The sequence below is a fragment of the Lacinutrix chionoecetis genome, from assembly GCF_053604665.1.
The window spans coordinates 1-24,602 of the sequence record NZ_JBSHNQ010000067.1; the positions used below are offsets into that span (position 1 = coordinate 1).

26 protein-coding genes are annotated in these 24,602 nt (G+C 32.8%); 6 read left to right on the forward strand and 20 right to left on the reverse strand.

From position 1 onward, the window contains the following. Window positions 1-211 precede the first annotated feature (211 nt). Window positions 212-412 (reverse strand): dodecin family protein, encoded by a 201-nt coding sequence (locus ACVC43_RS03820; protein WP_452223245.1) that lies wholly within the window; start codon window positions 410-412, stop codon window positions 212-214. A 99-nt stretch (window positions 413-511) separates the two neighbouring features. Next, window positions 512-1,414, reverse strand: coding sequence for a NifU family protein (locus tag ACVC43_RS03825; protein ID WP_452223246.1), 903 nt, complete (start codon window positions 1,412-1,414; stop codon window positions 512-514). A 260-nt stretch (window positions 1,415-1,674) separates the two neighbouring features. Here ACVC43_RS03825 and ACVC43_RS03830 point away from each other — a divergent pair, with 260 nt between their 5' ends. Further along, complete coding sequence (locus ACVC43_RS03830) at window positions 1,675-2,685, forward strand: PorP/SprF family type IX secretion system membrane protein (RefSeq protein ID WP_452223247.1); 1,011 nt, start codon at window positions 1,675-1,677, stop codon at window positions 2,683-2,685. Between the two features lie 243 nt (window positions 2,686-2,928). On the opposite strand, the gene ACVC43_RS03835 is transcribed toward ACVC43_RS03830, so the two are convergent. After that, the gene (locus ACVC43_RS03835; protein ID WP_452223248.1) at window positions 2,929-3,201 is read right to left on the reverse strand and encodes a hypothetical protein; all 273 of its coding nucleotides are present in this window, start codon (window positions 3,199-3,201) and stop codon (window positions 2,929-2,931) included. A 113-nt stretch (window positions 3,202-3,314) separates the two neighbouring features. Beyond that, window positions 3,315-4,550 carry a 3-deoxy-D-manno-octulosonic acid transferase gene (locus ACVC43_RS03840; RefSeq protein ID WP_452223249.1) on the reverse strand — a complete coding sequence of 412 codons (1,236 nt, stop codon included), beginning with the start codon at window positions 4,548-4,550 and terminating at the stop codon, window positions 3,315-3,317. Between the two features lie 70 nt (window positions 4,551-4,620). On the opposite strand from ACVC43_RS03840, the gene ACVC43_RS03845 reads away from it, so the two are divergent. The 3 genes from ACVC43_RS03845 (at window position 4,621) to ACVC43_RS03855 (ending at window position 7,234) form a co-directional block, all read left to right on the forward strand. Next, window positions 4,621-5,778, forward strand: a complete 1,158-nt coding sequence (locus ACVC43_RS03845) for a DegT/DnrJ/EryC1/StrS family aminotransferase (protein ID WP_452223250.1) — start codon at window positions 4,621-4,623, stop codon at window positions 5,776-5,778. A 79-nt stretch (window positions 5,779-5,857) separates the two neighbouring features. Beyond that, complete coding sequence (gene galE, locus ACVC43_RS03850) at window positions 5,858-6,871, forward strand: UDP-glucose 4-epimerase GalE (protein ID WP_452223251.1); 1,014 nt, start codon at window positions 5,858-5,860, stop codon at window positions 6,869-6,871. Window positions 6,872-7,042: 171 nt separating this feature from the next. Beyond that, window positions 7,043-7,234: a hypothetical protein gene (locus tag ACVC43_RS03855; protein ID WP_452223252.1), complete on the forward strand. Its 192-nt coding sequence runs from the start codon at window positions 7,043-7,045 to the stop codon at window positions 7,232-7,234. Between the two features lie 46 nt (window positions 7,235-7,280). On the opposite strand, the gene lspA is transcribed toward ACVC43_RS03855, so the two are convergent. The 6 genes from lspA to ACVC43_RS03885 all read right to left on the reverse strand — a co-directional run bounded on the left by lspA (window position 7,281) and on the right by ACVC43_RS03885 (window position 12,990). Next, on the reverse strand, window positions 7,281-7,766 hold the full coding sequence (lspA, locus tag ACVC43_RS03860; protein ID WP_452223253.1) for a signal peptidase II: 486 nt from the start codon (window positions 7,764-7,766) through the stop codon (window positions 7,281-7,283). Between the two features lie 93 nt (window positions 7,767-7,859). Next, window positions 7,860-8,753 (reverse strand): ACP S-malonyltransferase, encoded by an 894-nt coding sequence (fabD, locus tag ACVC43_RS03865; protein ID WP_452223254.1) that lies wholly within the window; start codon window positions 8,751-8,753, stop codon window positions 7,860-7,862. 178 nt (window positions 8,754-8,931) lie between these two features. Next, complete coding sequence (locus ACVC43_RS03870; protein ID WP_452223255.1) at window positions 8,932-10,488, reverse strand: NAD(P)/FAD-dependent oxidoreductase; 1,557 nt, start codon at window positions 10,486-10,488, stop codon at window positions 8,932-8,934. Window positions 10,489-10,742: 254 nt separating this feature from the next. Beyond that, window positions 10,743-10,937: a hypothetical protein gene (locus tag ACVC43_RS03875; RefSeq protein WP_452223256.1), complete on the reverse strand. Its 195-nt coding sequence runs from the start codon at window positions 10,935-10,937 to the stop codon at window positions 10,743-10,745. Continuing rightward, entirely contained in the window at window positions 10,927-11,988 is a 1,062-nt protein-coding gene (locus tag ACVC43_RS03880; RefSeq protein WP_452223257.1) for an SDH family Clp fold serine proteinase, read from the reverse strand. The genes ACVC43_RS03875 and ACVC43_RS03880 overlap by 11 nt, the downstream gene beginning before the upstream one ends. Before the next feature lie 108 nt (window positions 11,989-12,096). Continuing rightward, window positions 12,097-12,990 carry a dihydrofolate reductase gene (locus ACVC43_RS03885; RefSeq protein WP_452223258.1) on the reverse strand — a complete coding sequence of 298 codons (894 nt, stop codon included), beginning with the start codon at window positions 12,988-12,990 and terminating at the stop codon, window positions 12,097-12,099. A gap of 261 nt (window positions 12,991-13,251) precedes the next feature. Here ACVC43_RS03885 and ACVC43_RS03890 point away from each other — a divergent pair, with 261 nt between their 5' ends. Then, complete coding sequence (locus ACVC43_RS03890; RefSeq protein WP_452223259.1) at window positions 13,252-13,548, forward strand: isoamylase early set domain-containing protein; 297 nt, start codon at window positions 13,252-13,254, stop codon at window positions 13,546-13,548. 67 nt (window positions 13,549-13,615) lie between these two features. On the opposite strand, the gene ACVC43_RS03895 is transcribed toward ACVC43_RS03890, so the two are convergent. The 10 genes from ACVC43_RS03895 to ACVC43_RS03940 all read right to left on the reverse strand — a co-directional run bounded on the left by ACVC43_RS03895 (window position 13,616) and on the right by ACVC43_RS03940 (window position 23,478). Further along, complete coding sequence (locus ACVC43_RS03895) at window positions 13,616-14,443, reverse strand: energy transducer TonB (RefSeq protein WP_452223260.1); 828 nt, start codon at window positions 14,441-14,443, stop codon at window positions 13,616-13,618. A 9-nt stretch (window positions 14,444-14,452) separates the two neighbouring features. Next, window positions 14,453-14,974, reverse strand: a complete 522-nt coding sequence (locus tag ACVC43_RS03900) for an energy transducer TonB (RefSeq protein WP_452223261.1) — start codon at window positions 14,972-14,974, stop codon at window positions 14,453-14,455. Between the two features lie 34 nt (window positions 14,975-15,008). Further along, window positions 15,009-15,878 carry a hypothetical protein gene (locus tag ACVC43_RS03905; protein WP_452223262.1) on the reverse strand — a complete coding sequence of 290 codons (870 nt, stop codon included), beginning with the start codon at window positions 15,876-15,878 and terminating at the stop codon, window positions 15,009-15,011. A 350-nt stretch (window positions 15,879-16,228) separates the two neighbouring features. Continuing rightward, entirely contained in the window at window positions 16,229-17,188 is a 960-nt protein-coding gene (locus ACVC43_RS03910; protein WP_452223263.1) for an energy transducer TonB, read from the reverse strand. 194 nt (window positions 17,189-17,382) lie between these two features. Next, window positions 17,383-18,207, reverse strand: a complete 825-nt coding sequence (locus ACVC43_RS03915) for a thymidylate synthase (RefSeq protein WP_452223264.1) — start codon at window positions 18,205-18,207, stop codon at window positions 17,383-17,385. A gap of 204 nt (window positions 18,208-18,411) precedes the next feature. Then, window positions 18,412-20,172: a nucleoside transporter C-terminal domain-containing protein gene (locus tag ACVC43_RS03920; protein ID WP_452223265.1), complete on the reverse strand. Its 1,761-nt coding sequence runs from the start codon at window positions 20,170-20,172 to the stop codon at window positions 18,412-18,414. Window positions 20,173-20,176: 4 nt separating this feature from the next. Continuing rightward, window positions 20,177-20,797 (reverse strand): bifunctional nuclease domain-containing protein, encoded by a 621-nt coding sequence (locus ACVC43_RS03925; protein WP_452223341.1) that lies wholly within the window; start codon window positions 20,795-20,797, stop codon window positions 20,177-20,179. A gap of 83 nt (window positions 20,798-20,880) precedes the next feature. Beyond that, window positions 20,881-21,843: an electron transfer flavoprotein subunit alpha/FixB family protein gene (locus ACVC43_RS03930; RefSeq protein ID WP_452223266.1), complete on the reverse strand. Its 963-nt coding sequence runs from the start codon at window positions 21,841-21,843 to the stop codon at window positions 20,881-20,883. A 127-nt stretch (window positions 21,844-21,970) separates the two neighbouring features. After that, window positions 21,971-22,717, reverse strand: a complete 747-nt coding sequence (locus ACVC43_RS03935) for an electron transfer flavoprotein subunit beta/FixA family protein (protein ID WP_452223267.1) — start codon at window positions 22,715-22,717, stop codon at window positions 21,971-21,973. Window positions 22,718-22,746: 29 nt separating this feature from the next. Next, window positions 22,747-23,478, reverse strand: a complete 732-nt coding sequence (locus tag ACVC43_RS03940) for a hypothetical protein (protein WP_452223268.1) — start codon at window positions 23,476-23,478, stop codon at window positions 22,747-22,749. Window positions 23,479-23,622: 144 nt separating this feature from the next. On the opposite strand from ACVC43_RS03940, the gene ACVC43_RS03945 reads away from it, so the two are divergent. Further along, a complete protein-coding gene (locus ACVC43_RS03945; protein ID WP_452223269.1) occupies window positions 23,623-24,600 on the forward strand; it encodes a pyruvate dehydrogenase complex E1 component subunit beta in 978 nt (325 codons plus the stop codon). The last annotated feature ends 2 nt before the right edge of the window (window positions 24,601-24,602 follow it).

Here is a 24,602-nt window from a genome sequence, read left to right on the forward strand (position 1 = left end):
CATTTTACGCTTAAACGCTAAAATAAAAAACAACTGTTTGTAAATAATAAAATGCCTGAACGAGAGTTCAGGCATTTTTTTGTGGTCGTGAATGCTAAAATATTTGTATGTTTATGTAATTGAAAATTAAAAAAGCCAGAACGAATGTGCGTTCTGGCTTAGTGTTATAAATTTATTTCCTTTTTCTTTATAGAAGATGTGTAGTTAAAATTTAATCTACTTCAAAAGTAATTTTTACATTTACTCTAAAGTCACTTACTTCACCGTTTTTAACACTCGCACTTTGTTCTTTAACATATACCGACCGAATATTTTTAACGCTTTTAGAGGCGTGGCTTACTGCTTTTTTTGTTGCATCTTCCCAGCTTTTTTCAGAGTTTGATAATACTTCAATAACTTTTAATACTGCCATAATTTTTTGGTTTTAATTAATAATAGAACCTAAATTACAATTTTTTATCAAAATGTCATTTATTAGGAAGGCTAAAACATTGTTAATATTATAAAGAAACTATCCGTTTATTGCAATAACGGCGTTTACTTTTCCTTTAAGCATTTCTTTAAGCATGTTTTCGATACCATTTTTTAAAGTAAATGTAGAGGAAGGACAACCGCTGCAGGCACCCTGTAAAATAACATTTACCGTTTTGGTATTTTCATCGTAAGATTGAAACTGTATATTTCCGCCATCACTTGCAACGGCTGGTTTAACATATTCTTCTAAGATATTTATAATTTCTTTAGAGGTATCATCTAAAGTTTCAAAATGAGCTTCAACTTTTTCAGTTGATTTTTCAATGGCTTCTGGAGCATTGGCTGAAATTATTTCTTTTCCATCTTCAATGTAACTTCTTATAAATTCGCGAAGTTGATTGGTAATATCATTCCATTCTGCAACATCATATTTAGTTACGGAAACATAATTTTCATCGATAAAAACCCCTTTTACAAAAGGGAAATGAAACAACTCAGTAGCCAAAGGAGACGATGTTGCCATGTCTATTGAGGTAAATTCAAAAGCTGCGGTAGCGATTTTTTTGTTAGCCACAAATTTAATTACAGCAGGATTTGGTGTGCTCTCTGCGTAGACTGTAACGGGCGTTTTTTTAGGAGCAAGTTCTTGATTAATTACTGTATTTCCAGAGTTTAAATAGTTTTCAACTTGTTCGCAAACTTCACTGCTAACATCATCCCATTCTACAATATTAAAGCGTTCAATCGCAATAAAATTGCTTGTTACGTATACTTTTTTCACAAAAGGTAAATAAAACAATTGCTGAGCTAAAGGAGAAGCCTTCGCTTCGTCTATATTATTGAATTCGAAGCTTTGATGTTGTGTTATAAATTGATTGACTTCAAATTTTAAAATCGAAGGATTAGAAGTTTTTTGGGTCGTGACTTTAAAAGCTTTCATTTATGATAAAATTTTTTGCAAAAATACTAAAAGAAAGTACAGATATCGATATATTTGAAAATTAAAAGGTAGCACTACAATATATTAATCTTTAGCTTTTTTGTTAAATCCTTTTTATATTGTTAGCTTTAACTTTTGTGTGTCTTATTTTAAAAAGTAAATTTATATATTTGGCATCGATATAATTTATTCGAGAAAACAGAGTTATAATAGCGTTAGCTATTCATTTTGAACCAACATCTACCTTGAAAAAAGAGATTATGAGATTAAAAAGGTTATTTATATTAGCAGTTTCAGTATTTTTTTACTTCCAGATTGCTGAAGCGCAAGAAGGACTTCCAGTTTATTCAGATTACTTAACAGACAATTATTATTTAATTCACCCGTCTATGGCAGGTGTTGCTAATTGTTCTAAAATTAGAATTACTGGGCGTCAACAATGGTTTGGTGACGATGATGCACCTGCTTTATTAACAGCTAGTATTAATGGAAGAATTGGAGAGTCTCAATCTGGTATTGGTGGTATTGTATATTCAGATAAAAATGGTTACCATTCTCAAACAGGAGCTTATTTAACTTATGCGTATCATATTTTATTTTCAAGAAATGAAGTAGATTTAAATATGCTATCTTTTGGATTGAGCTTAGGAGCTATTCAATATAAATTAGACGAAACTACATTTTTACAAGATGGATTTGATCCAATCATTGCAGGTATTGAACAATCTGCTACTAATTTTAATGTAGATTTTGGGTTTTCATATCATTTATATAATTTTTATGCTCATGCCACAGTTAAAAACTTATTAGAAAATGAAGGAGTAAACTTTAACGAGCAAGGATTGAGTTATAATAACTTAAGAACCTATTTGGTTTCAGTAGGTAATACCTTTAGCAGCTACAACAACGATTGGAGTTTTGAACCATCTGTGATGTTTATGTACAGAGATGCTACAGAAGAGGCGTCTTTTGATGTTAATCTAAAAGCATACAAAACTATGGATTTTGGAAAAATTTGGGGAGGAATATCTTATAGAAGAAGTTTAGATGGTGCTGAGTTTGTTGACGGTTCAGGTGTAAGTAGCCAAAAATTACAATACATAACACCGCTTTTAGGAGTTAACCTAAATAATTTTGTTTTTGCTTATACGTATAGCTATCAAGCAAATTCTGTAGTATTTAATAATGGAGGTTTCCACCAGTTAACTTTAGGTTATAATTTTGGTTGTGCAAAAGAGCGTTACAGTTGTAACTGTCCTGCGATAAATTAAAAATAACAAGACACTAAAAAAGCCTTAAAATCTATTTATAGATTTTAAGGCTTTTTTTAGTTATATAAATACTTACGTTGCTGAGTGAGGATAGAACATTTTATTTATTGAGACTTATTTTGGAATAACATTTCATTTTTCAAACGTCAAAATAATAGTTTTGTAAATTAACGACTAAAAATTAATAACAAAAAAGCCCAATCCTAAGATTGGGCTTTTGTAACTATTATTAGAAATATCTAATTAATTGTTGTCATCATTATCAGTTGCTTCTTCGATAGCGTCTCCAACAGATTCGGCAGCTTCTTCAGTTTCTTCTACTGCATTGTCCATTGCTTCTCCTGTAGCTTCAAAGCCGTCTTCTGCAGCTTCTCCAGTTTCTTCAGCAGCATTTTCCATTGCCTCTCCTGTATTTTCCATTGCATTTTCTGCGTCGGTTTTGTTTTCTTCTCTACAAGAAGTAAATGTTACGCTTAATGCTAATAATAATGCAGCGCTTAATAATAATTTTTTCATTGGTTCTGGGTTTAAAATTAATTTAGGCTGTGAAAATACTATTTTGAAAATTAATTTTAACATTTTCAATATATATTTTTTCAGCTTTTTATGTAAAATGTACATAATTTAGCTTAAATACGTAAAAAGTTAAGAATTTGGACTACGGCACCTTTGTTTTTATTAATAAAATTTTTATTATTTAATCCAAATTCTTTTCTAATAGAATGGTTACTAATAAATTGGGTGAGAGCTTCGTTTATTTCTTTTTGATTACTAATAGAAACCATGCCTCTATTATTTATCATGGCTCGTGCCTCTGGGAATTTTTCGTGATTTTTCCCTATTACAATCGGAATTCCAAAAACGGCAGCCTCTAATGTATTATGCAAACCTGTAGCTCCCATTGCACCACCTATATAAGCAATGTCTGCATAACTATATATTTTAGTTAGTAAACCAATGGTATCAACTATTAAAACCTGATATTTTGAAAGTTGTTTACTATCTTTTTCGGTAAATAACACACAAGGTTTATTGATACTTTGTTTTAGGCGTTCAATCTGTGACGCCTTAATATTATGAGGCGCTATAATAAACTTGACATCGCTTGCTGTAAAGGTATTAATGTAGTTAACAATAAGTTTTTCGTCGCTTGGCCATGAGCTACCAACTACAATACATAAGTTATTATCTTTAAATTCTGAAATAAAGTCTAAAGTATTATCTTGGTTTAGCTGATTAGAAACACGATCAAATCTTGTATCACCCGAAACAGTAACATTGGTATAACCTATATTTTCTAATAGCACTTTAGATGATTCGTTTTGGGTAAATATATGATTGAAAGCAAATAAAGCTTCTTTTATACGTTTTCCATACCATTTAAATAAAGATTGATTTTTTCTAAACGTTGCAGAAATTAAAATAGCTTTTCGCTCTCGTCTTTTCAATTCGTTTAAAAAATTAGGCCAGATTTCATACTTTACAAAAACAGTTAATTCTGGTTGTACTATGTCTAAAAAACGAGTAACATTAGCCTTAGTATCTAACGGAAGATAAACTACAACATCTGCAAAAGGCGCATTTTTTTTTATCTCAAAACCCGATGGCGAAAAAAAAGATAAAACTATTTTATGGTGAGGGTATGTTTTTCTTAATACTGTAAATACAGGTAAGCCCTGCTCGTATTCTCCTAATGATGCACAATGAAACCAAAGCATTTTATCTTTCGCAGTAATATTGGCTTTTAATTTTTTAAAAGTTACTGCACGACCCTCTACACCATGTTTAATTTTGGGGTTAAAAAGAGCAATAATTCTTAAAATAAAACTGGCGAAAAAAAGTCCTAAAGAGTATAATAAATTCAACTTAAAAAATGCTTTGTGCTAAAATACATAATTCATTGGTTTGCTTTTGTGAATTTTGTAAATTCGTTTTATGAAAAAAATACAAATGGTGGACCTTAAAGGTCAGTATGCCGAAATAAAAACCGTAGTTAACGACTCTATTCAAGAGGTTTTAGAGACTACAGCCTTTGTAAATGGACCTAAGGTTCATGAGTTTCAAAAAAACTTAGAAGATTATTTAGGAGTTAAGCACGTTATTCCATGTGCTAATGGAACCGATGCGCTACAAATTGCAATGATGGGATTAGGATTAAAACCCGGAGACGAAGTTATTACTGCCGATTTTACTTTCGCTGCAACTGTAGAAGTTATCGCACTTTTAAACTTAACACCAGTATTGGTGGATGTAAATCCCGACGATTTTAATATTAACATTGAAGCTGTAAAAAAGGCGATAACACCAAAAACAAAAGCAATTGTTCCTGTACATTTATTTGGGCAATGTGCCAATATGGAGGCTTTAATGAGCTTAGCTAAAGAACATGATTTATATATAATAGAAGACAATGCACAAGGCATTGGCGCAAAATATACCAATAGTAAAGGTGAAAAGGCAATGTCTGGAACAATTGGTCATGTGGCTTCTACTTCTTTTTTCCCTTCTAAAAATTTAGGTTGTTATGGAGATGGTGGTGCCATTTTTACAAACGACGACGATTTGGCCCATACGCTTAGAGGTATTGTTAATCATGGTATGTATGAGCGTTATCATCATGATGTGGTTGGAGTCAACTCACGATTAGATTCTATCCAAGCAGCCGTTTTAGATGCTAAATTACCACATTTAGACACCTATAATAATAAACGCAGAGATGCCGCAAGAGCCTACACCAAAGCTTTTGAAAATCATCCAAAAATAATTACACCGAAAACTGTAAATAATTGTGAAGGTATTTGCGATACTTGCGATTGCCACGTATTTCATCAATATACTTTAAAAATTAAAGACGCAGATAGAGATGCATTAGTGCAACACTTAAATGCTAATAATATTCCATGTGGTGTCTATTATCCAATTCCTTTACACAATCAAAAAGCCTATAAAGATTCGCGTTACAATGAAGCGGATTTTAAAGTAACCAACCAATTGGTGAAAGAAGTAATTTCTTTACCAATGCATACCGAATTAGATACCGAGCAAATAAACTATATAACAAAAACAGTTATCGATTTTATTGATAATAATTAGCGCGTGCTTTCATACGTAGAAGCAGACTATTTTTATAGCTGTCGAAAGGTTAAGGAATACATTTAAAGATCGATTTAAAATGTCTAAAATATTAGTTACTGGAGGATTAGGATATATTGGTTCTCATACCGTAGTCGCATTGCAGGAAGCCGGGTTTAAAGTTATTATTATAGATAATTTATCTAATTCTTCAATTAAAGTGCTGCAAGGTATTGTATCTATTACCGGAAAAACGCCTGAATTTGAGAATTTCGATTTGCGAAACAAACAAGATACCAAAGATTTTTTCGACAAGCATAACGACATTTCTGGAGTTATTCATTTTGCAGCAAGTAAAGCAGTGGGAGAAAGTGTAGAGAACCCATTATTATATTATGAAAATAACGTTAATACTCTAATACACTTACTACAGGAATTAAATAACAGACCATTAACTCATTTTATATTTAGTTCTTCTTGTACAGTTTATGGTCAGGCAGATAGCATGCCAATTCAAGAATCGGCACCAGTAAAACCAGCGGAATCTCCTTATGGTAATACAAAACAAATTGGAGAATCTATTTTAAAGGATACTTGCAATGCTAACGCTAATTTTAACGCCATTGCATTACGTTATTTTAATCCAATAGGTGCGCATGAATCTTCTAAAATAGGAGAATTACCTATTGGAGTGCCACAAAATTTAGTACCATTTCTCACACAAACAGCTGCAGGAATACGCGAGCAGTTAGCGGTCTTTGGAGATAATTATCCTACCAAGGATGGTACTTGTATTCGTGATTATATTCATGTTGTAGATATAGCTAAAGCCCATGTGGTTGCTCTTGAACGTTTGTTAAAGAAAAAAAACGAAACACCTTTTGAAGTCTTTAATTTAGGAACCGGAACAGGAAGCTCGGTATTGGAAGTCATAGAATCTTTTGAACGTGTTTCTAACCAACAATTAAACTATAAAATTGTAGAAAGGCGAGAGGGTGATATAGTTGAAGCCTATGCAGATACAAAAAAAGCAAATAGTATTTTGGGCTGGAAAGCACAATTAACGTTGGACGATGCCATGCTTTCTGCTTGGAAATGGCAACAAACATTGTAATTTACATTATAATATTCGCAATTAAACCTCTCTATTTTTAAGGGTGTTACAATTGAAGGCGGTTAGGATTGAGGATTTGGTATTTAACGACTTGATTAACAAATGCTTAGCATCTAATCTTTGTAAGGTCTTATATATTTTGTTACTTTGTAGCTTAATGAAATAGATATTATGAAACTGATACAAGTAAAACGAAGAACAAAACAGGAAAACAGATTCGCTCCCAAAATGGGACGATTAAACGCCAAAGTGACCTATATTAAAAAACAATTCTTGGGCATTTCAATTAAGACATTACATAAATACAGAGAAACGTATTATGGAGAAGTAAAAGATTGTCAAGATTGTGTTTTATCAAAATAAGGAGAGGAAATAACAATAAAAAATCCCGATGTGAATCGGGATTTTTTTATGCCTTTTTCCTTTTGAAATTGCCCAATATAAGTAAACCCATACCAACCATAACAGAAACATCTGCAAGGTTAAATATACCAGTTCTAAACACACCTCCTAAATCTATGTGCCAGAAGTCGGTAACTTTTCCGTAAAGAACTCTATCGAATAAATTACCAATTCCTCCACCAATAATACAGCAAAAACCTATAAGCGAAAACTTATCTAAAGTTTTATCTCTAAAAATATGAAAGAGTACTAATGTTAACACAATAATAGGTAAAACATTTAATAGTACTATTTTTAAAATAGGGCTAAAGTCGCTGCCTAAACCTAAAAAAGCTCCTTTATTTTCTACATTATGCAACGTAAAGTAATCACCAATTATTTGAGATTTGCTACCTGCTACAACATTGGCTCTTACCCAGAATTTAGAAATCTGGTCTAATGCAATATTTAAAATAATAAGTAAAACGATAAAAAGCGTTCTGTTGTTTTTCATGGATCTATATCTATTTTTTTTTCAAAGGTCACATGCTGTTTGTTATTAGTCACTATCATGAGTGCTAAAATGTTTAACATGCTTGTTTTATAATTAAGAGGCGCTTTCTATAGTTGCAGAAGCAGTCTCTGCTTCTCTGTTAATTTTCTTTACCAAGCCTTGTAACACTTTTCCCGGACCAACTTCTGTAAATAAACTGGCACCATCTGCAATCATTTGCTCTACAGATTGTGTCCAGCGTACAGGAGCTGTTAATTGAGATATTAAATTAGTTTTAATCTCTGCTTCATTACTAATCGCAGTAGCTGTTACGTTTTGGTAAATAGGACAATTAGGTTTGCTAAACGTTGTATTTTCAATAGCAGCAGCTAATTCCTCTCGAGCAGGCTCCATTAATGGAGAATGAAATGCACCACCAACAGGCAGGACTAAAGCACGTCTTGCTCCAGCTTCTTTTAAGCTTTCGCAGGCTTTGTTTATGGCTTCAATTTCTCCCGAAATTACTAACTGTCCAGGACAGTTATAATTTGCTGCAACAACAATACCTTGAGTATTAGCACATATTTTTTCTACCACAGCATCTTCTAAACCTAAAACGGCAGCCATAGTACTTGGTTGTATTTCACAGGCTTTTTGCATTGCTAAAGCGCGTTTAGACACCAAACGTAAGCCGTCTTCAAAAGTTAGAGCACCATTGGCAACCAATGCAGAAAATTCGCCTAAAGAATGTCCTGCAACCATATCTGGTTTAAACTGGTCTCCTAACATTTTAGCTAAAATAACCGAGTGTAAAAAGATAGCTGGTTGGGTAACTTTAGTTTCTTTTAAAGCTTCGGCAGTACCTTCAAACATGATGTCTGTTATGTTGAATCCTAAAATGCCATTTGCATCTTCAAACAAATGTTGCGCTTCAGGCGATTTTTCGTATAAATCTAAGCCCATTCCTGAGAATTGAGCACCTTGACCTGGGAAAATATATGCTTTCATTGATTTAATTTTGAAAGGCAAAAATAGGAATAAATTCTTTAAAAAGAAGTAAGACCATTACTAAGACTCGTAACTATTAGAAAATCGAATAAAGTCTTCATTTTATATAAATAATTCTCTTTTCATTAAAAATGCATCTTCGTTCTTTTTATATAAAAAGAAGGAATAGTTGTTCTGTTTATAAGCCAACCACAGCAGCTTCAGCGCAACGTTCGCCATCCATGGCAGCACTAATAATACCACCAGCATATCCACCACCTTCTCCGCATGGAAACAGGTTTAATATTTCTGGATGTGCCAAAGTTTCGGTTCTTGGGATATTTACTGGCGAACTTGTACGAGATTCTACACCAATTATATTAGCCTCTTCGGTGTAATAACCTTTCATTTTTTTACCAAAGGCTTCAAACCCTTTTCGTAATCTACTACCTATTAATTTTGGTAATAAGGAATGCATGGGTGCGCTGTTTAAACCTGGCTGGTAAGATGTGTCGTTCAACGACGTTGATAACCGACCTTCTACAAAGTCTGTTAAACGTTGTGCAGGCGCTGCTTGTGTTCTTCCGCCAGAAGTAAATGCAATACGCTCTAAGTTTTTTTGATATTCTAAACCCTTTAAAGCGCCAAACTGCTCGTATTTTGGGATGTCCTTATCCACATTAATTTCTACAACAATACCAGAATTTGCAAATAGATTATTACGTCGCGAAGGTGACATACCATTAACAACAACTTCGCCATTTGCAGTTGCTGCAGGCACGATAAAACCTCCTGGACACATACAAAAAGAATAGACGCCACGGTCCTTAACCTGCTCCACTAAACTATAAGAAGCCGCTGGGAGTAATTCGTGACGCTCGCCTGAGCAATGGTATTGAATTGAGTCTATAATATGTTGCGGATGTTCTACACGAACACCCATAGCAAAAGATTTTGCTTGTAAGGCAATTTGTTTTTTATCTAATAAATAGAAAATATCACGAGCAGAATGTCCTGTCGCCAAGATTACGCGCTCTGTTGGCAATTTATTTCCATTTTGAAGGACTATAGATTCTATCTTATTATTTTTAATATTGAAATCTGTTACACGAGCATTAAAATGCACTTCGCCACCAAATTTTATAATGTTTTCTCTAATGTTTTGCACTACTTTTGGCAACTTATTGGTGCCAATATGTGGGTGTGCATCAACCAAAATCTGGTCTGTTGCACCATGAAACACTAAGTTTTCGAATATTTTTCTAACATCGCCTCGCTTTAAACTTCGTGTATACAGTTTACCATCGCTATAGGTTCCTGCACCACCTTCGCCAAAGCAGTAATTAGAATCTTCGTTTACAAAATGGTCTTGATTAATGGCTTTTAAATCGCGTCTGCGATCTTGTACATTTTTACCACGTTCTAAAACAATGGGTTTAAAGCCTAACTCGATACAACGCAAAGCCGCATACATTCCAGCTGGACCGAACCCAATAATATGCACTGGTTTTGCTTTAGAAACATCTTTGTAATCGAATTGATAGTCCGACTTTTCAGGGAGTGCCTCTCTAATATAAACCGAGAGTTTATAATTAAGTATAATTTTAGGTTTTCTGGCATCTATAGATTTACGTAGTACTTTTATTCCAGTTATATCACGTTTAGGAATATCTAAGTATTGAGCCGCTTTTATCAGCAATATATCACTGCGTTCTTCGTCTTTTAAGGTTAAGCGAAGTTGAATGTCTTTTACCATACTGCGAAATTAGGGAAAAATGCTGGGATATTAATTGGTTGTTTTTTTAGAAGTTGGTTTAACGGTCTTGTATAAGAACAGTAGGGCTGAAAAAACGCACAAACCATTCGGTTAGACACAAGGCGAATTTTTAAATTTTATTTTTATTTCTCAATAAGACAAATTTAAAAATTTGACGACCTCGAAAAGTGTTCTGAATATTGGGTTAAGCACTAGTTATCCTATTGAATTTATACGTTGTCGTGTGTAGTTATTTATGCGGACTTGAAATTTTCCTCAACAATTTCTGAAGAAAATTCGGCAGATTTATATTCCACAATAATTCCATTGTTCATCAGTTCAGGAAAGCTCTCTGGGCTCGATGAAGTTGGCGAAGAATTATAATTATTAGAGTTAGAACTATTAATATTATAATTCATTAATTCCGATATGTTGTTTTTATTCTCCATTATTATTCGGTAAAGGTACATTATTTTCTTCGTGTTTCCAACCTTCGAATTTCATTTGATTCTCAATTGTTGACCTTATTATTGGTGGTAAAGGTGGTGGTTGATTTATAGTTTGGTTAGATTTTAATAATGAGCCTTCAGTTACGTATATGTCAGTTCCTCCTTCAATACTTTCTAATAGAATTCTTCTACAACTATAATTTGCAGTCATATTTGCTCCTAATTCTAAATTATGGTTAAATGGTTCTAACAGTTTTAATTCATCTCTAATGTCATCGAATATCTCCTTAATTTTTATGTATTGTTCATCATTTGGTTTCTCAATGCTCAGACCTAATTCATCACTTGCTTCATTTCTGTATATCGCATAATCGTGACTTCCAGAATCACTACATAAAAATGATATTATTTTATCTATTTTTTCCGTTTGTGCAACTCCAAGTTGTTTGTTCAGAAGTTTACGAGCAACCATCTGTATTTGTGTTCGAGACCTATATACGTTGCCTAAAACCAGCGGATGAACTTTTTCAGAAAGGTTAAGGAGAACATCTTTTAAATTAGCTTCATCATTAAGTTTTAATTCATTTTTTGCTAAATCAAAAAAACCTTGAATAGATTCAACACTTACTGGTATTCGTGCTTGCGGATTGTTCGGAACTTGTGGGTTTTGCGGATTTAAAGGGCTATTCAAGGATGGGTCAATTGGACCAAGCGTTGCTTGCTTTGTCATTATTATATTATCAGCTCCCAAACTAATTATTGTACCTGAACTCCTCGCTTTTGAGGGAATAATAATTTCAAATTCTGCGCAAAATTGTCTTATTAAATTCACTAAACTATAAGCTGCCATAGTATCTCCACCTCTTGTATAAAGAAGTAAGCTGATTTTATTGACTTTGCCTATTTTATCTAAATGTTCTGAAAAATATTCTAAAACATCGGTTGCAATTTGAGTCTCCATTCCTTGTCTATCTCCTGTGAAATAAACTAAAAGTTTGGATTGTCTATTTTCTTCAATCCATTTGTAATTTTCAATTCTTTCTCTAAACATTCATTTTTGTTTTAATTACACACAACGTTCTAAGATATAAAATCGTTTCAATGTATTATATCATTCGTTAAACGAAGTTAGCTTAAAGTTTTTACAATGTCAACTCAACTACCTCCTCTCATAAGTCAAAAACGAAAAGGCATACTCGTGGTTTTCATCTTGCGCATGTATTTTACTATCTACTTCTTTCCAGATGGTTTTATCTATTACAGGAAAAAAGGTGTCTGCATCGAAAGTAGCGTGCACACGTGTTAATTCAATTTTAGAAGCTAAAGGCATGGCTTGTTTGTAAATTTCGCCACCACCAATTATAAAAGGCTGGCTGTCGCCACTTGCCGCATCGATAGCGTCTTCTAAAGAGTTAACTACTAAAACTCCAAAAGGCACCTGGTAATCTTTTTGTCTTGAAATTACTATATGTGTTCTGTTTGGTAATGGTTTTGGAAAGCTCTCAAACGTTTTGCGTCCCATAATAATATGGTGTCCAGAGGTTAGCGCTTTAAAGCGTTTAAGGTCGTCGCGTAGATGCCAGATGAGTTGGTTGTTTTTTCCAATTTCGTTGTTTTCGCCTGCGGCGACAATCATCGTTAAATTTTTATGTGGCTTTGCAACAGCTTTTAATTTGGGAGCTGTATTGGTTTCTGGTAGTGTTGCTTGTAGTTTTTCAATTTTATCCTGTTGCTTGGCAACCAGTTTTTCTATTTGGGCTTTCTCCCAATCTTTACCCATAAATTTATGGGTAATAAACACATTAAACAGGTGATAGAGAAAAAAGAACAGCCATAGCGAAATGGCGATAACAAACCAATCTAAGCCAAAAATTTTAATATCTTTTCCTATGCCTAAAACAGTATTGGCAGCTATTAAAAAAACCGCTCCTATTAAGAAAATTACAAAGTGAACGTACAATCGTTTTTTCTGTTTTACACGACGTTGGGCATTTTCAATTAATGCTAATTGGTCTTGATCTATCTGTGGTTTTTGTTTCTTTTTCCCGAACATAATTTCTATTAAAAATGTAAAGTTAAAGGTTTAATACGAATTTATATTTTTTATTTATAGCGAAATCGTTTTCGCTTGAAAATCAATGTTTTAAACAAAAAACACCACTGTTAAATCAACAAAAAAGGCATCACTTAATTGTATTATTCTAATAAAGAGGTAGTGTGTTTTAATAAAACAATAATTTTTTATTAAATGTGTATTAAACAGTTTGTTACTAAGTTATTCTTATATAATTTTGATGTATTAAATATAACAATTATGGCTATTACAAAACAATTTTTAAAGTCTAAACCTGTGTGTAAAGTTACATTTACTGTACCTGCAGAAGATGCGAATGAAGTAAAGGTTGTAGGAAATTTTAACGAATGGAATACCGAAGCTACTGCATTAAAAAAATTAAAAAACGGAACCTTTAAAGGCACTGTAAATTTAGAAAAAGATAAATCTTACGAGTTTAGATATCTAGTAGACGGACAATGGAAAAATGATGCCAATGCAGATGCGCAAACTTGGAATGAGTACGCAGCAGATGAGAACAGCGTAATTAATCTATAGAATTACAAACTATTATTGTTTAAAAAAGCTTTCGTGAGAAAGCTTTTTTTGTTTTATGGATTGCACTTTATTTTGCAACTTTTAATTTTATAGGCAGAGAAAATGAAACTCTAATAGGCTCTCCATTTTTTGTTCCAGGTGTAATACGCTTTACCTTTTTTAAGGCAGCTAATGCTTCATCTTGAAAACTTTGATTAGGACCAAAGGCTTTTAAGTTGTCTAATCTTCCGTCTTTATCTACTGTAAAAAATACATAGGTGTAAAACGAGCCTATTTTATTAAAACCTTTAAGTGCCTTTTTAGCATTAAATTTTTTACCAATAACCTTAGCAACATTATCTGATAAGCATTTTTTTAATTCGTTGTTATCTTTAGATTTGCAACCTTTGTAAACAGGAGCGACCATGTTCGATTTGTTAATGTTGCTATGTGGTTTATTATTTATATCTAAAACAACCACACTGTCATTTTTATTCATTCCATTTTTAATACTTATGGAATACAAGGTAAGTAAAGGGTAATTGTATTCGTTACGCCTTGGTGAAATTTCTGGTAAATTTAAAACAGCTTGTTTTAGTTTTAAACCGACATCTGTGTTTTTAGGATTAGTGGTATTAATACTCCCTTTTATGGGTTTTCCATTTTCACCAACAACAAACGAAGCTCGATTAACAACATAATTTCTTTTTGGATTTTTCTCCAAATAGTTTTTAACGTCTGTTTTTACGGTATCTGTAAGTTTTTTAGCAACGTAATTATTAAAGCAATCCATTTTATTTGGTTGCTCGCTACAACTTGAGATTAATAAATAGTTTTGAACGAAATTTTTATTAGATTGAGAAAACGAGAGAGAACAGGTTAAAACAATAATAAGGGCAGATAAGGGTTTCTTCATTTTTATAATTTATAATTGTTTGTTTTTGTTTTCTTTTTTCAACTTTTTAGCACGTTTTTTTGCTTCACGATCTAATGCTTTACTTTCTTTTTTTGTCAATTTCTTATGGGTATTTTCAACATTAAAAATAATTGGTAGGTTATATTTTATGGCAACCGGCTCGCCTTTTATTAATGCAGGTTTTTTAAATTTAGGTGCTAATTGTAATACTCTTAATGCTTCTTTTTCTAATTGTGGATGTGGTGCGTTTATTTTTATACTGTCAATTAATCCTTCTTTATTTATATTATATTGAGTTCTTATTTTAATAGTCCCAGATTGTAAGTTTAATGTATTAGCGAGTTTTAAATTAAAATTTTCACTTATAAGTTGCATCATTTCTTTCTGCATACATTTTTTTCGTTGCGTATTAGTGAGGTTTTCATCGCAGTTAATGTGCACAGGATATTCATCTTTTAATTCTGAGCTATTCTCTTGAGAAAAACTGAAAAAGGAAAATAATAAGGTGACTAATATTAATAAGTGTTTCATAATTATAGATGAAGATTTTTTAAAGATAACTTTTTTAATCCTTTTTCTTGTTGGTTTTGGGTGGATGTTGATAATCTTCTACTACAAATTTAATTGGCAAAAAATAAGGGACTTCCACAGCTTTACCGTTTAAAAATCCTGGCTCGACGGCATTTGGCAAGCCGCTAATGAGTCTTTCGCCTTCAGATTTTAATACAGGATGAGGAGCTCTTACATGACTTAATTTAATAGAACCAGTGTTATCTATAGTGAAAAATAAAAATATAGAATTTATACCTGGCGATAAGCCTAAATTATTTGCTAATACTGATGCTCTAAAATTTTTTTGAATATAAGAATTTAAAACACTGTTCATACATTTATTTAATTCATCATTAGTTGAATCTTTGTGGCAACCTTTAAAAACTGGTAATTTATCTACCAATGCAAATGGAACTTCTTTAGGTTCGAAATTAGGAATTGGAATAAGTTTGTTTCTGGTAGAATCTATTGTAAAACCTTGAAACAAATTTATATGAGTTGAGACGCCCTTATTGTACTCATCGAGAACAGGCTTCACTTTAGGGAATTTTTTTAGTAGTAGTTTTAAATCTTTATTTATACTATCAACAGAAGAATATATTTGCGATTCGTTAAGCATAATTTCACCAATTTCACTAAAAAACAAACTGGAACTTAAAGTAACGGTATCTTTTTTTGATCGCTTTATTATTTTCTGACGTAATGAATCGGTTAAATTCTCAAGAATATACTCAGTTAATTTTACATTGAAACAGGTTCTCTTGTTTTCATCATCTTCACACCCTTCAATAACTACAAACGGTCTATTATATTTTAGGATAGTATCTTGTGAATGCCCTAAAACAATGCTGCTAAAACATATAAGGAATATCAGCTTATTCATAGCCCTAAATTAAACGGCAACAACACCTTTAAATGTGGATGTGGATTGTAATCTTCCAGCGTAAAATTTTCGAATTTAACATTTGGATTAAGTTTCATTTTTGTCAACATACTTTATTATTTTAAAACTTATACATTTTTTTATAGCTGAATTAATAGCATCACAACCTTTACAGGTTGGCACGTTTTCAACAATATTAAATGAAACACTTTCTGTCTCGATATTTTTTTGAATTATTTTGAGTGTATCCAAAATTGATACAAATGATAATTATAAATATTGAAAGTGGATTTTTCATTTTATGACTTTAAATGTGCGCTTATAATAATTTTGAAATTCTTTATTAAAAATTAAAAATTAAAAGTAAACGGTAAACTATAAGAAGCTTTCACCGGTTTACCATCCTTTGTTGCAGGAATAAAAACAGGTAGCATTTTAATTGCATTAGCGGCATCATTTCTTACGGAATAATGAGATCCATTTATTTTTATGTTTTCAACTTCGCCTTTTTCATTAATATCGAAATAAGCATAAACGCGATGACTTCCATTTAGTTTGTGTTTTCTGCTAAATTCATCATTTAAATTTCTACCAACAATTTGAATAATTTTCTTTTTTGTGCAAAGTATCTTTTGTTGGTTAGTTTTAAGCTTATTACAACTCGATAAAATTGGTCCATTTTCAAACTGATTGTTTTTCTTGATAGTTTGTAATAATTTTAAATCTTGGTTGCTCTCTGAGATAAATGATTTGTTGCCAAAAGTCTCATTTATAGTAATCTTAAATGGCATTGAATAACTGGTATTAGTTTCTAAATTAGAGAAAATAGATACCGTTGATAAATCGGTTTCACTTAACACTTTTTTCAACATAATGTTGAAATTAATATGAGGCGATTCAAAATATAAATCATTAACTGTTCTATCTTCTGAAAGATGGAAAAATAGGCTTCCTATAATTTTTTGAGCTAAAAGTTTATAACCGAGTTTGTTTGCAGTAACTATTATTGGAACTTCTCCAGAGTTAATATTTAGGTGTTCTTCAAGTCTATATCTATAAATTGACTTTAGCTCATAGTTATCGTTAACGTAATATTGAGGTGTATAAGTGAAATAAAAATCTTGAGGTGTTTTTACAATTAAAGCTTTTCCAGGTGAAAACTTAGGTAATAGTAATAAGACTCTTTTAATTTCTTCATTAAAAACTGAAACGTTTGTATTGATATTAATAGAGTTTACAATACCATTTTTATTTATTATCAAGTTAAAATTAAACTCAATAGAATCTTGTGGTTTAAAATATCGTTTCACAAAATTTTGAGATACAGTATTTGCTATAAAATCTTGAAATTTATGGTTTAATGAATTAATTGCAGTATTATAATCAGATAGTTCTTGATTTGCATTAAACGCAGGAACTTGCTTACTAGTTAATGTATGTTGACTGTAACTTAGTTTTATTCCTATAAGTAAATTAGGATAGCAAATAGAGGTGTTTTCATAAATTATACTGCAACAACACCTTTAATATGTGGATGTGGGTTGTAATCTTCCAGCGTAAAATCTTCAAATTTAAAATCGAAAATATTTTTAATTTCTGGGTTAAGCTTCATTGTTGGTAAAGGTCTGCAATCGCGAGACAATTGTAATTCTAACTGTTCTACGTGGTTGTTGTATATGTGAGCATCTCCAAAGGTGTGAATAAAGTCACCAGCTTCGTAACCGCAAACTTGTGCCATCATCATGGTAAATAATGCATAAGAGCCAATATTAAACGGTACACCTAAAAAGATGTCTGCGCTACGTTGATATAACTGGCAGCTTAATTTGCCATCGGCAACATAAAACTGAAAAAAAGCATGACAAGGCGGTAAAGCGGCTTTGCCATTGGCTACATTTTCTTCAAAAGATTTAGAAGTATCTGGCAATACTGAAGGATTCCATGCAGAAACCAACATACGCCTGCTATTAGGGTTGTTTTTTAAAGTATCTATTACTTCTTTAATTTGGTCTACTTCATCACTGTTCCAGTTACGCCATTGGTGGCCATAAACAGGTCCTAAATCGCCATTGTCGTCTGCCCATTCATTCCAGATGCGTACACCATTTTCTGTTAGGTAATTAATATTTGTATCACCTTTTAAAAACCATAATAGCTCGTAAATAATCGATTTTAGGTGTAATTTTTTTGTGGTAACCATTGGAAACCCTTCACTTAAATCGAAACGCATTTGGTAACCAAAAACACTTTTAGTTCCTGTTCCTGTTCTGTCTCCTTTTTCGTTACCGTTTTCTAAAACGTGTTTTACTAAATCGTGATATTGCTTCATAACATTTCCCACGAAAGTGGGAATTTTTTTAAGTTAACAAAAATATTAGCAATTTTGAGATTCTTCGATTCCTATAACATTTGGAATGTTCTAAATGACAAAATTTACTTGTGGTTAAAAATAGAAAAAAGCTTCAACTCTAATAAATTGAAGCTCTTATTTATATTAAAAGTTATTAACTAATTTAATTAAATTTTGTTTGTATTATCCAATTATCATTCCAGCAATAGTGGCCGAAATCAAAGAGGCAATGGTACCACCAATTAAGGCTTTTATTCCAAATTTTGAAAGTTGCTTGCGCTGTCCTGGTGCTAATGAGCCAATGCCACCAATTTGTATTCCAATAGATGCGAAGTTGGCAAAACCACAAAGCATATAGGTTGCCATAATAATAGACTTCTCGTACTTTAAGTGCGTTGCGCTTGCAACATTTTTAAGCTCTGCCAATTGTATGTAGCCTATAAATTCACTGGCTGCTAATTTAATACCTAATAACTGTCCCATTAAAGCCATATCTTCTTTGGCAACGCCAATTAGCCACATTAATGGTGCAAAAATATAGCCCAAAATAAATTCTAAGGATAAACTATTGTAAGGTGTGTTTGCAGCAATAACCTGGTTTAAAGACGTAAACTTCCAGTTTATATTTAGTGCATTTATTGTAAAGCCATCGAACCCAGCGATACCGCCTAAAATACCATTAATCATAGCTATAAATGCTACAAAAACTAATAACATAGCGCCTACATTTACAGCTAATCGTAATCCTTCGGTTGTTCCGTTTGCAATGGCTTCTAAAATGTTAGAACCTATTTTTTCTTGAGAAACATTTACATCTGTATTAACTTCTTCGGTTTGTGGAAATAATATTTTGGATATTACAATAGCACCAGGAGCTGCCATTACAGAGGCTGCTAGTAAGTGTTTAGCATAAAAGAGTTGAAGTGCTTCGTCTTCACCTCCTAAAAAACCAATGTAAGCTGCAAGTACCGCACCCGCAACCGTAGCCATACCTCCAATCATGACGAGGAGGATTTCAGACTTATTCATTTTTTCTAAATACGCTTTAATTAAAAGCGGTGCTTCTGTCTGGCCCAAAAAGATGTTTCCTGCCACACTTAAACTTTCTGCTCCAGAGATGCCTAATACTTTAGTAAGTAATAAACCCATTAGTTTTACTATTTTTTGAATGATCCCTAAATAAAATAAGACAGAAGTTAAAGCCGAAAAGAATATAATTGTAGGTAATACTTGAAATGCGAAAATAAATCCGAAAGAATTTACATCTAACATGCCTCCAAATAAAAATTCGCTTCCTGCTTGCGTGTAACTTAATATTTCTATAAAACCTTTTCCAACAAATTCGAAAGCCGATTTTATAAAGCCTACCTTTAAAACACCTATGGCGATGATGAGTTGTAATGCTAAACCTAAGCCAACGGTTTTCCAGTTAATGTCTTTACGATTACTACTAAATAGAAAAGCAACGCATATTAATGTAATCATGCCTAAAACGCCTCGCCATAAACTCCCTATAGAGAAACCTTGACTTGGGATAATATCACCAGTATTAACGCCTGCAAGAGGCTCTTGGTTTTCAGTTTCCTGATTGAAAACTCTAAATGAAGAAATGACGTTTTGTTCTTGAAACACTAATGTAGAATCGGTAAGTGTTTTAATTTTAAAGCGTCTAACTGTATCTTTTGGTTTGTTATAATATTTAACTATTAAATTGTTTTGAACCAGATAATCTCCCGATGCTTTATAATTATCTAATCCTGCTATCGTGTAGTGGAACTCTCCGTTTTTAAGTTCTAAAATATCGTCCTTTGAAACTTCGGTGAGGGTTTCTCCTGCTTCATTTTTAATGGATTCAAGTTGCCAAGTGTTATTTAATTCTTGACCAATTACAGAAGTTATTCCAAAAAAAATAGCTGCAACAGCTAAAAGTATGTTTTTAATCATAAGGTTAGCGTTTAGAAATCTCATCGCGAATTTTTGCTGCTTTTTCGTAATTTTCGTTAGCAACAGCCTCTTCAAGTAGGCTATTTAACTCTTCTAAAGTATGTGATTTGTAGTCGTCTTCGGTAGTAAATTCCAGTTCTTCGTTTAAGATGTCTTCAACCAAAATACTATCTTCTTCTTGCTCTTCTTCGTTTTCGTCTTTATTAGGATCGACCTTTAAGTAAATTCCAGCTTTATCTAAAATGTTTTTATAGGTAAAAATTGGAGCTTGAAATCGTAAAGCCAAAGCAATAGCATCGCTGGTTCTGGCATCGATTATTTCTTCAATTTTATCACGCTCGCAAATTAAACTCGAATAGAAAACACCATCCACAAGTTTATGGATAATAACTTGCTTTACTACAATATCGAATCTATCTGCAAAGTTTTTAAATAAATCGTGTGTGAGTGGTCGCGGCGGACTAATTTCTTTTTCAAGAGCGATAGCTATAGATTGCGCCTCGAAAGCACCAATAACAATTGGTAATTTACGTTCGCCATCTACCTCGTTTAAGATTAAAGCATACGCACCATTTTGGGTTTGGCTATAAGATATTCCTTTTATTTTTAGTCTAACTAAACTCATAAATATAGTAATCAAAAAAAAAGGCGGTTTAAATTGTAAAGAAGAATTTAAACCGCTTTTTTACGAGCACAATTTATAAAAAATTAAGCGTTTGCGGCTTTAAAAGTCTTTAATTTTTCGATTAATGCTGGTACAACTTCAAAAGCATCACCTACAACACCGTAATCGGCAGCTTTAAAGAAAGGCGCTTCTGGATCTGTATTAATGACAACTTTTACTTTAGAAGCGTTAATTCCCGCTAAATGCTGAATTGCTCCAGAAATACCAATAGCAATGTATAAGTTAGCAGCTACAGGTTTCCCTGTTTGCCCTACGTGTTCGCTGTGTGGTCTCCAGCCTAAATCTGATACTGGTTTAGAACAAGCTGTTGCAGCTCCAAGAACCTCGGCTAATTCTTCTATCATTCCCCAGTTTTCAGGGCCTTTTAAACCACGACCTGCTGAAACAACGATTTCGGCATCTGCGATTGTTACTTTATCGGTAGCTTTATCAACAGACTGGACAGTAACGCCATTGTCTGGAAGTGTAGGCGAGAAGTCTTCGTTTGAAGCGCTTGCGTTATTTTCCACTAAACCAAAAGAATTGTTAGATACGCCAACAACTTTTACATCTGTATTTATTGAAGTGATATTAAATGCTTTATTTGTAAAAGCAGTACGCTTAACTGTAAAAGGTGATGTGCTTGAAGGTGCTTCAACTACATTAGAAGCATAACCAGCATTTAATCCTACTGCTAAAACAGGTGCTAAATATTTACTATCTGCACTTTGGCTTACTACAACCACTTTTGTTCCTTCTTTTTCTGCAGCCTGCTTAATAACTGCAGCATAAGATTTAGCATTAAATTTTTCTAATGCCGAATTTGTTACGGTTAACACTTTATCTACTCCGTAGTTTCCTAATTCACTAACATCACTTGCGTTAACTGCAACAGCAGTAACAGTTGTGCCTAATTGATCAGCTACCGCTTTTGCGTAAGATGCCACTTCTAAGGCTGTTTTTTTAAATTTTCCGTTTTCTGATTCTGTATATACTAAAACTGACATAATAAATCTTGTATTTATGGTTCCCGTGAAAACGGGAAACTAATTAATATTTTGCTAAATTTAAAAGATCTCAAATCAACACTTCGACTGCGCTCAGCGTGACAGTTTGAGATAATTTTATCTGCGATTAAATTACCTTAGCTTCGTTGTGGAGTAAGTTAACTAATTCGTCGAGGTTATCTGCATCTACTAAAGTTACAGCACCTTTTGGAGCAGGTTTTTCAAATTTAATAGACGCAGTTTCGGTTTCAGCATCTGCAGCTTCAACAACATTTAAAGGTTTTTTACGAGCCATCATAATACCTCTCATGTTTGGAATACGTAAATCGCTTTCTTCAACTAAACCTTTTTGTCCCGCAATTACCAAAGGTAACGCAGTAGCAACAGTTTCTTTACCACCATCGATTTCTCTAACAGCAGTAGCATTAGTACCGTCTATATCTAATTTAATACAATTGGTAACAAAATTTGCACCTACAAGTTCCGAAAGCATTCCTGGAACCATTGCGCCATTATAGTCTATAGATTCACGACCAGCAATAACTAAATCGTATCCACCATCTTTAACTACTTTTGAAAGTTCTTTAGCGACTTGAAAACCGTCTTTAGCTTCTGTATTGACTCTAATTGCAGAATCTGCTCCAATTGCTAATGCCTTACGTAAAGTAGGTTCGGTTTCTGGACCTCCAACATTTACTACGTCTACACTTGCGCCTTGTTTTTCTTTAAACCACATCGCTCGTGTTAAACCAAACTCATCGTTTGGGTTGATAACAAACTGCACACCATTGGTATCGAATTTAGAATCGCCATCTGTAAAATTTATTTTTGATGTCGTATCTGGTACGTGGCTAATACATACTAATATTTTCATATTTATATTATATTTTTAGGGTATAATTATTATAATTTATCTGCTTTTTTTACAATTTTAGGAAGTCTTTTTTCTAAGTCCTTCATCAAACTTTCCAAAGCACTTTCGCACATTGGTAAGATTTTTTCTGTTTTCATTACTGGAATTCCACCAACCATTACAGAAGTTTTTTTAGAGTTAGCACTTTCATTAATAACCATTATTTTTTTGCCTTCATTATTGTAAAGTGTAATTCTTGAGTAGGCTTTCATTTTAACAGTTGCTGTTCCTCCAATTCCAAAACCTTTGGTTAATCCAAAGTGAACTTCAACAAACATAACACCATCGGCTTTGTCGCTAAACATTTCTGCTGTAGCTACCTCGTTGTCTTTTCCTGCAAAACCATCATAGATATATTTGTAACCATCGAAAATAACATAGCGCTTTAATTCTTCTTCGTCTTTTTCGTACTTAGGTTTAAATGCAATGTATTCATCATCCTTAATTACCTCTTCTTCTGGTAGTAATTCGAAAGGAAACTTTTTGGCAAAATCATTAAAAAACTTGTCATGGAATTGATTTAATATAGGGGTTAAATCAAAATCCGGATTGTCTCTAAGTTTTAACACACTTGCCAGTAGTTCTTCGCCTCCAATGCCTAAGTCTTCAAACCCAATTATTTTATCTGTGTAAAAACTTACAACAGCAACTTTTTTGTCTTGAGCCTGACTTTTAGTAACTAAAAACAAAGAGATACAAACTAATAGTATTATTTTTTTCATATTAAATATTTAAACATTTTTTTAGGCTACGAAGATAATTCTTTTATTCTAAAAAAGTACTATGCATGCATAATAAATTTTAAATAAATTGTTCTATAATAGTTTGAAGTAATTCTTACTTTTGCTTTTCAACTTTTATATAATATGAAGACAATTCAATTTAGAGAAGCTATTTGCGAAGCCATGAGCGAAGAGATGCGTAGAGATGAAAGCATTTATTTAATGGGAGAGGAAGTGGCAGAATATAATGGTGCTTACAAAGCGTCTAAAGGTATGCTTGACGAATTTGGAGCTAAGCGTGTAATCGATACTCCTATTGCAGAGCTTGGTTTTGCTGGTATTGCTATTGGGTCTACCATGACAGGTAACAGACCAATTGTAGAGTATATGACCTTTAATTTCTCTCTGGTAGGAATTGATCAAATTATTAATAATGCTGCAAAAATTAGACAAATGTCTGGAGGGCAATTTAAATGTCCTATTGTTTTTCGTGGCCCAACAGCTTCTGCAGGACAATTAGCAGCAACACACTCGCAAGCTTTCGAAAGCTGGTTTGCAAATACGCCAGGATTAAAAGTGGTTGTGCCATCTAATCCTTACGATGCAAAAGGTCTTTTAAAGTCTGCCATTCGTGATGACGATCCAGTAATTTTTATGGAAAGTGAGCAAATGTATGGAGATAAAGGTGAAGTGCCAGAAGGAGAATATACCATACCATTAGGTGTGGCCGAAATTAAAAGGGAAGGAACAGATGTAACTATCGTTTCTTTTGGTAAAATTATTAAAGAAGCATACAAAGCGGCCGATGAGTTAGCCAAAGATGGTATTTCTTGTGAGATTATAGATTTACGTACAGTGCGTCCTATGGATCGTAATGCTATTTTAAATTCGGTTAAAAAAACAAACCGTTTAGTAGTATTAGAAGAAGCTTGGCCTTTTGGAAATGTAGCTACAGAAATAACATATTTAGTACAGTCTGAAGCGTTCGATTATTTAGATGCACCAGTTGTAAAAATTAATACGGCAGATACTCCTGCACCTTATTCACCAGTATTATTGGCAGAATGGTTACCAGATTATAACTCGGTAATTAAGGCTGTTAAAAAAGTGATGTATAAATAACA

Coding starts and splice junctions, on each gene's coding strand:
- ACVC43_RS03845 (WP_452223250.1), top strand. CDS start 4,621: ATGAAAAAAATACAAATGGTGGACCTTAAAGGTCAGTATGCCGAAATA.
- fabD (WP_452223254.1), bottom strand. CDS start 8,753: ATGAAAGCATATATTTTCCCAGGTCAAGGTGCTCAATTCTCAGGAATG.
- ACVC43_RS03920 (WP_452223265.1), bottom strand. CDS start 20,172: ATGATTAAAAACATACTTTTAGCTGTTGCAGCTATTTTTTTTGGAATA.
- ACVC43_RS03915 (WP_452223264.1), bottom strand. CDS start 18,207: ATGAAGCAATATCACGATTTAGTAAAACACGTTTTAGAAAACGGTAAC.
- ACVC43_RS03935 (WP_452223267.1), bottom strand. CDS start 22,717: ATGAAAATATTAGTATGTATTAGCCACGTACCAGATACGACATCAAAA.
- ACVC43_RS03885 (WP_452223258.1), bottom strand. CDS start 12,990: ATGTTCGGGAAAAAGAAACAAAAACCACAGATAGATCAAGACCAATTA.
- ACVC43_RS03825 (WP_452223246.1), bottom strand. CDS start 1,414: ATGAAAGCTTTTAAAGTCACGACCCAAAAAACTTCTAATCCTTCGATT.
- ACVC43_RS03900 (WP_452223261.1), bottom strand. CDS start 14,974: ATGAAACACTTATTAATATTAGTCACCTTATTATTTTCCTTTTTCAGT.
- ACVC43_RS03875 (WP_452223256.1), bottom strand. CDS start 10,937: ATGGAGAATAAAAACAACATATCGGAATTAATGAATTATAATATTAAT.
- lspA (WP_452223253.1), bottom strand. CDS start 7,766: ATGAAAAACAACAGAACGCTTTTTATCGTTTTACTTATTATTTTAAAT.
- ACVC43_RS03940 (WP_452223268.1), bottom strand. CDS start 23,478: ATGAAAAAAATAATACTATTAGTTTGTATCTCTTTGTTTTTAGTTACT.
- ACVC43_RS03880 (WP_452223257.1), bottom strand. CDS start 11,988: ATGTTTAGAGAAAGAATTGAAAATTACAAATGGATTGAAGAAAATAGA.
- ACVC43_RS03830 (WP_452223247.1), top strand. CDS start 1,675: ATGAGATTAAAAAGGTTATTTATATTAGCAGTTTCAGTATTTTTTTAC.
- ACVC43_RS03870 (WP_452223255.1), bottom strand. CDS start 10,488: ATGGTAAAAGACATTCAACTTCGCTTAACCTTAAAAGACGAAGAACGC.
- ACVC43_RS03945 (WP_452223269.1), top strand. CDS start 23,623: ATGAAGACAATTCAATTTAGAGAAGCTATTTGCGAAGCCATGAGCGAA.
- ACVC43_RS03820 (WP_452223245.1), bottom strand. CDS start 412: ATGGCAGTATTAAAAGTTATTGAAGTATTATCAAACTCTGAAAAAAGC.
- ACVC43_RS03905 (WP_452223262.1), bottom strand. CDS start 15,878: ATGAATAAGCTGATATTCCTTATATGTTTTAGCAGCATTGTTTTAGGG.
- ACVC43_RS03855 (WP_452223252.1), top strand. CDS start 7,043: ATGAAACTGATACAAGTAAAACGAAGAACAAAACAGGAAAACAGATTC.
- galE (WP_452223251.1), top strand. CDS start 5,858: ATGTCTAAAATATTAGTTACTGGAGGATTAGGATATATTGGTTCTCAT.
- ACVC43_RS03890 (WP_452223259.1), top strand. CDS start 13,252: ATGGCTATTACAAAACAATTTTTAAAGTCTAAACCTGTGTGTAAAGTT.
- ACVC43_RS03930 (WP_452223266.1), bottom strand. CDS start 21,843: ATGTCAGTTTTAGTATATACAGAATCAGAAAACGGAAAATTTAAAAAA.
- ACVC43_RS03895 (WP_452223260.1), bottom strand. CDS start 14,443: ATGAAGAAACCCTTATCTGCCCTTATTATTGTTTTAACCTGTTCTCTC.
- ACVC43_RS03925 (WP_452223341.1), bottom strand. CDS start 20,797: ATGAGTTTAGTTAGACTAAAAATAAAAGGAATATCTTATAGCCAAACC.
- ACVC43_RS03835 (WP_452223248.1), bottom strand. CDS start 3,201: ATGAAAAAATTATTATTAAGCGCTGCATTATTATTAGCATTAAGCGTA.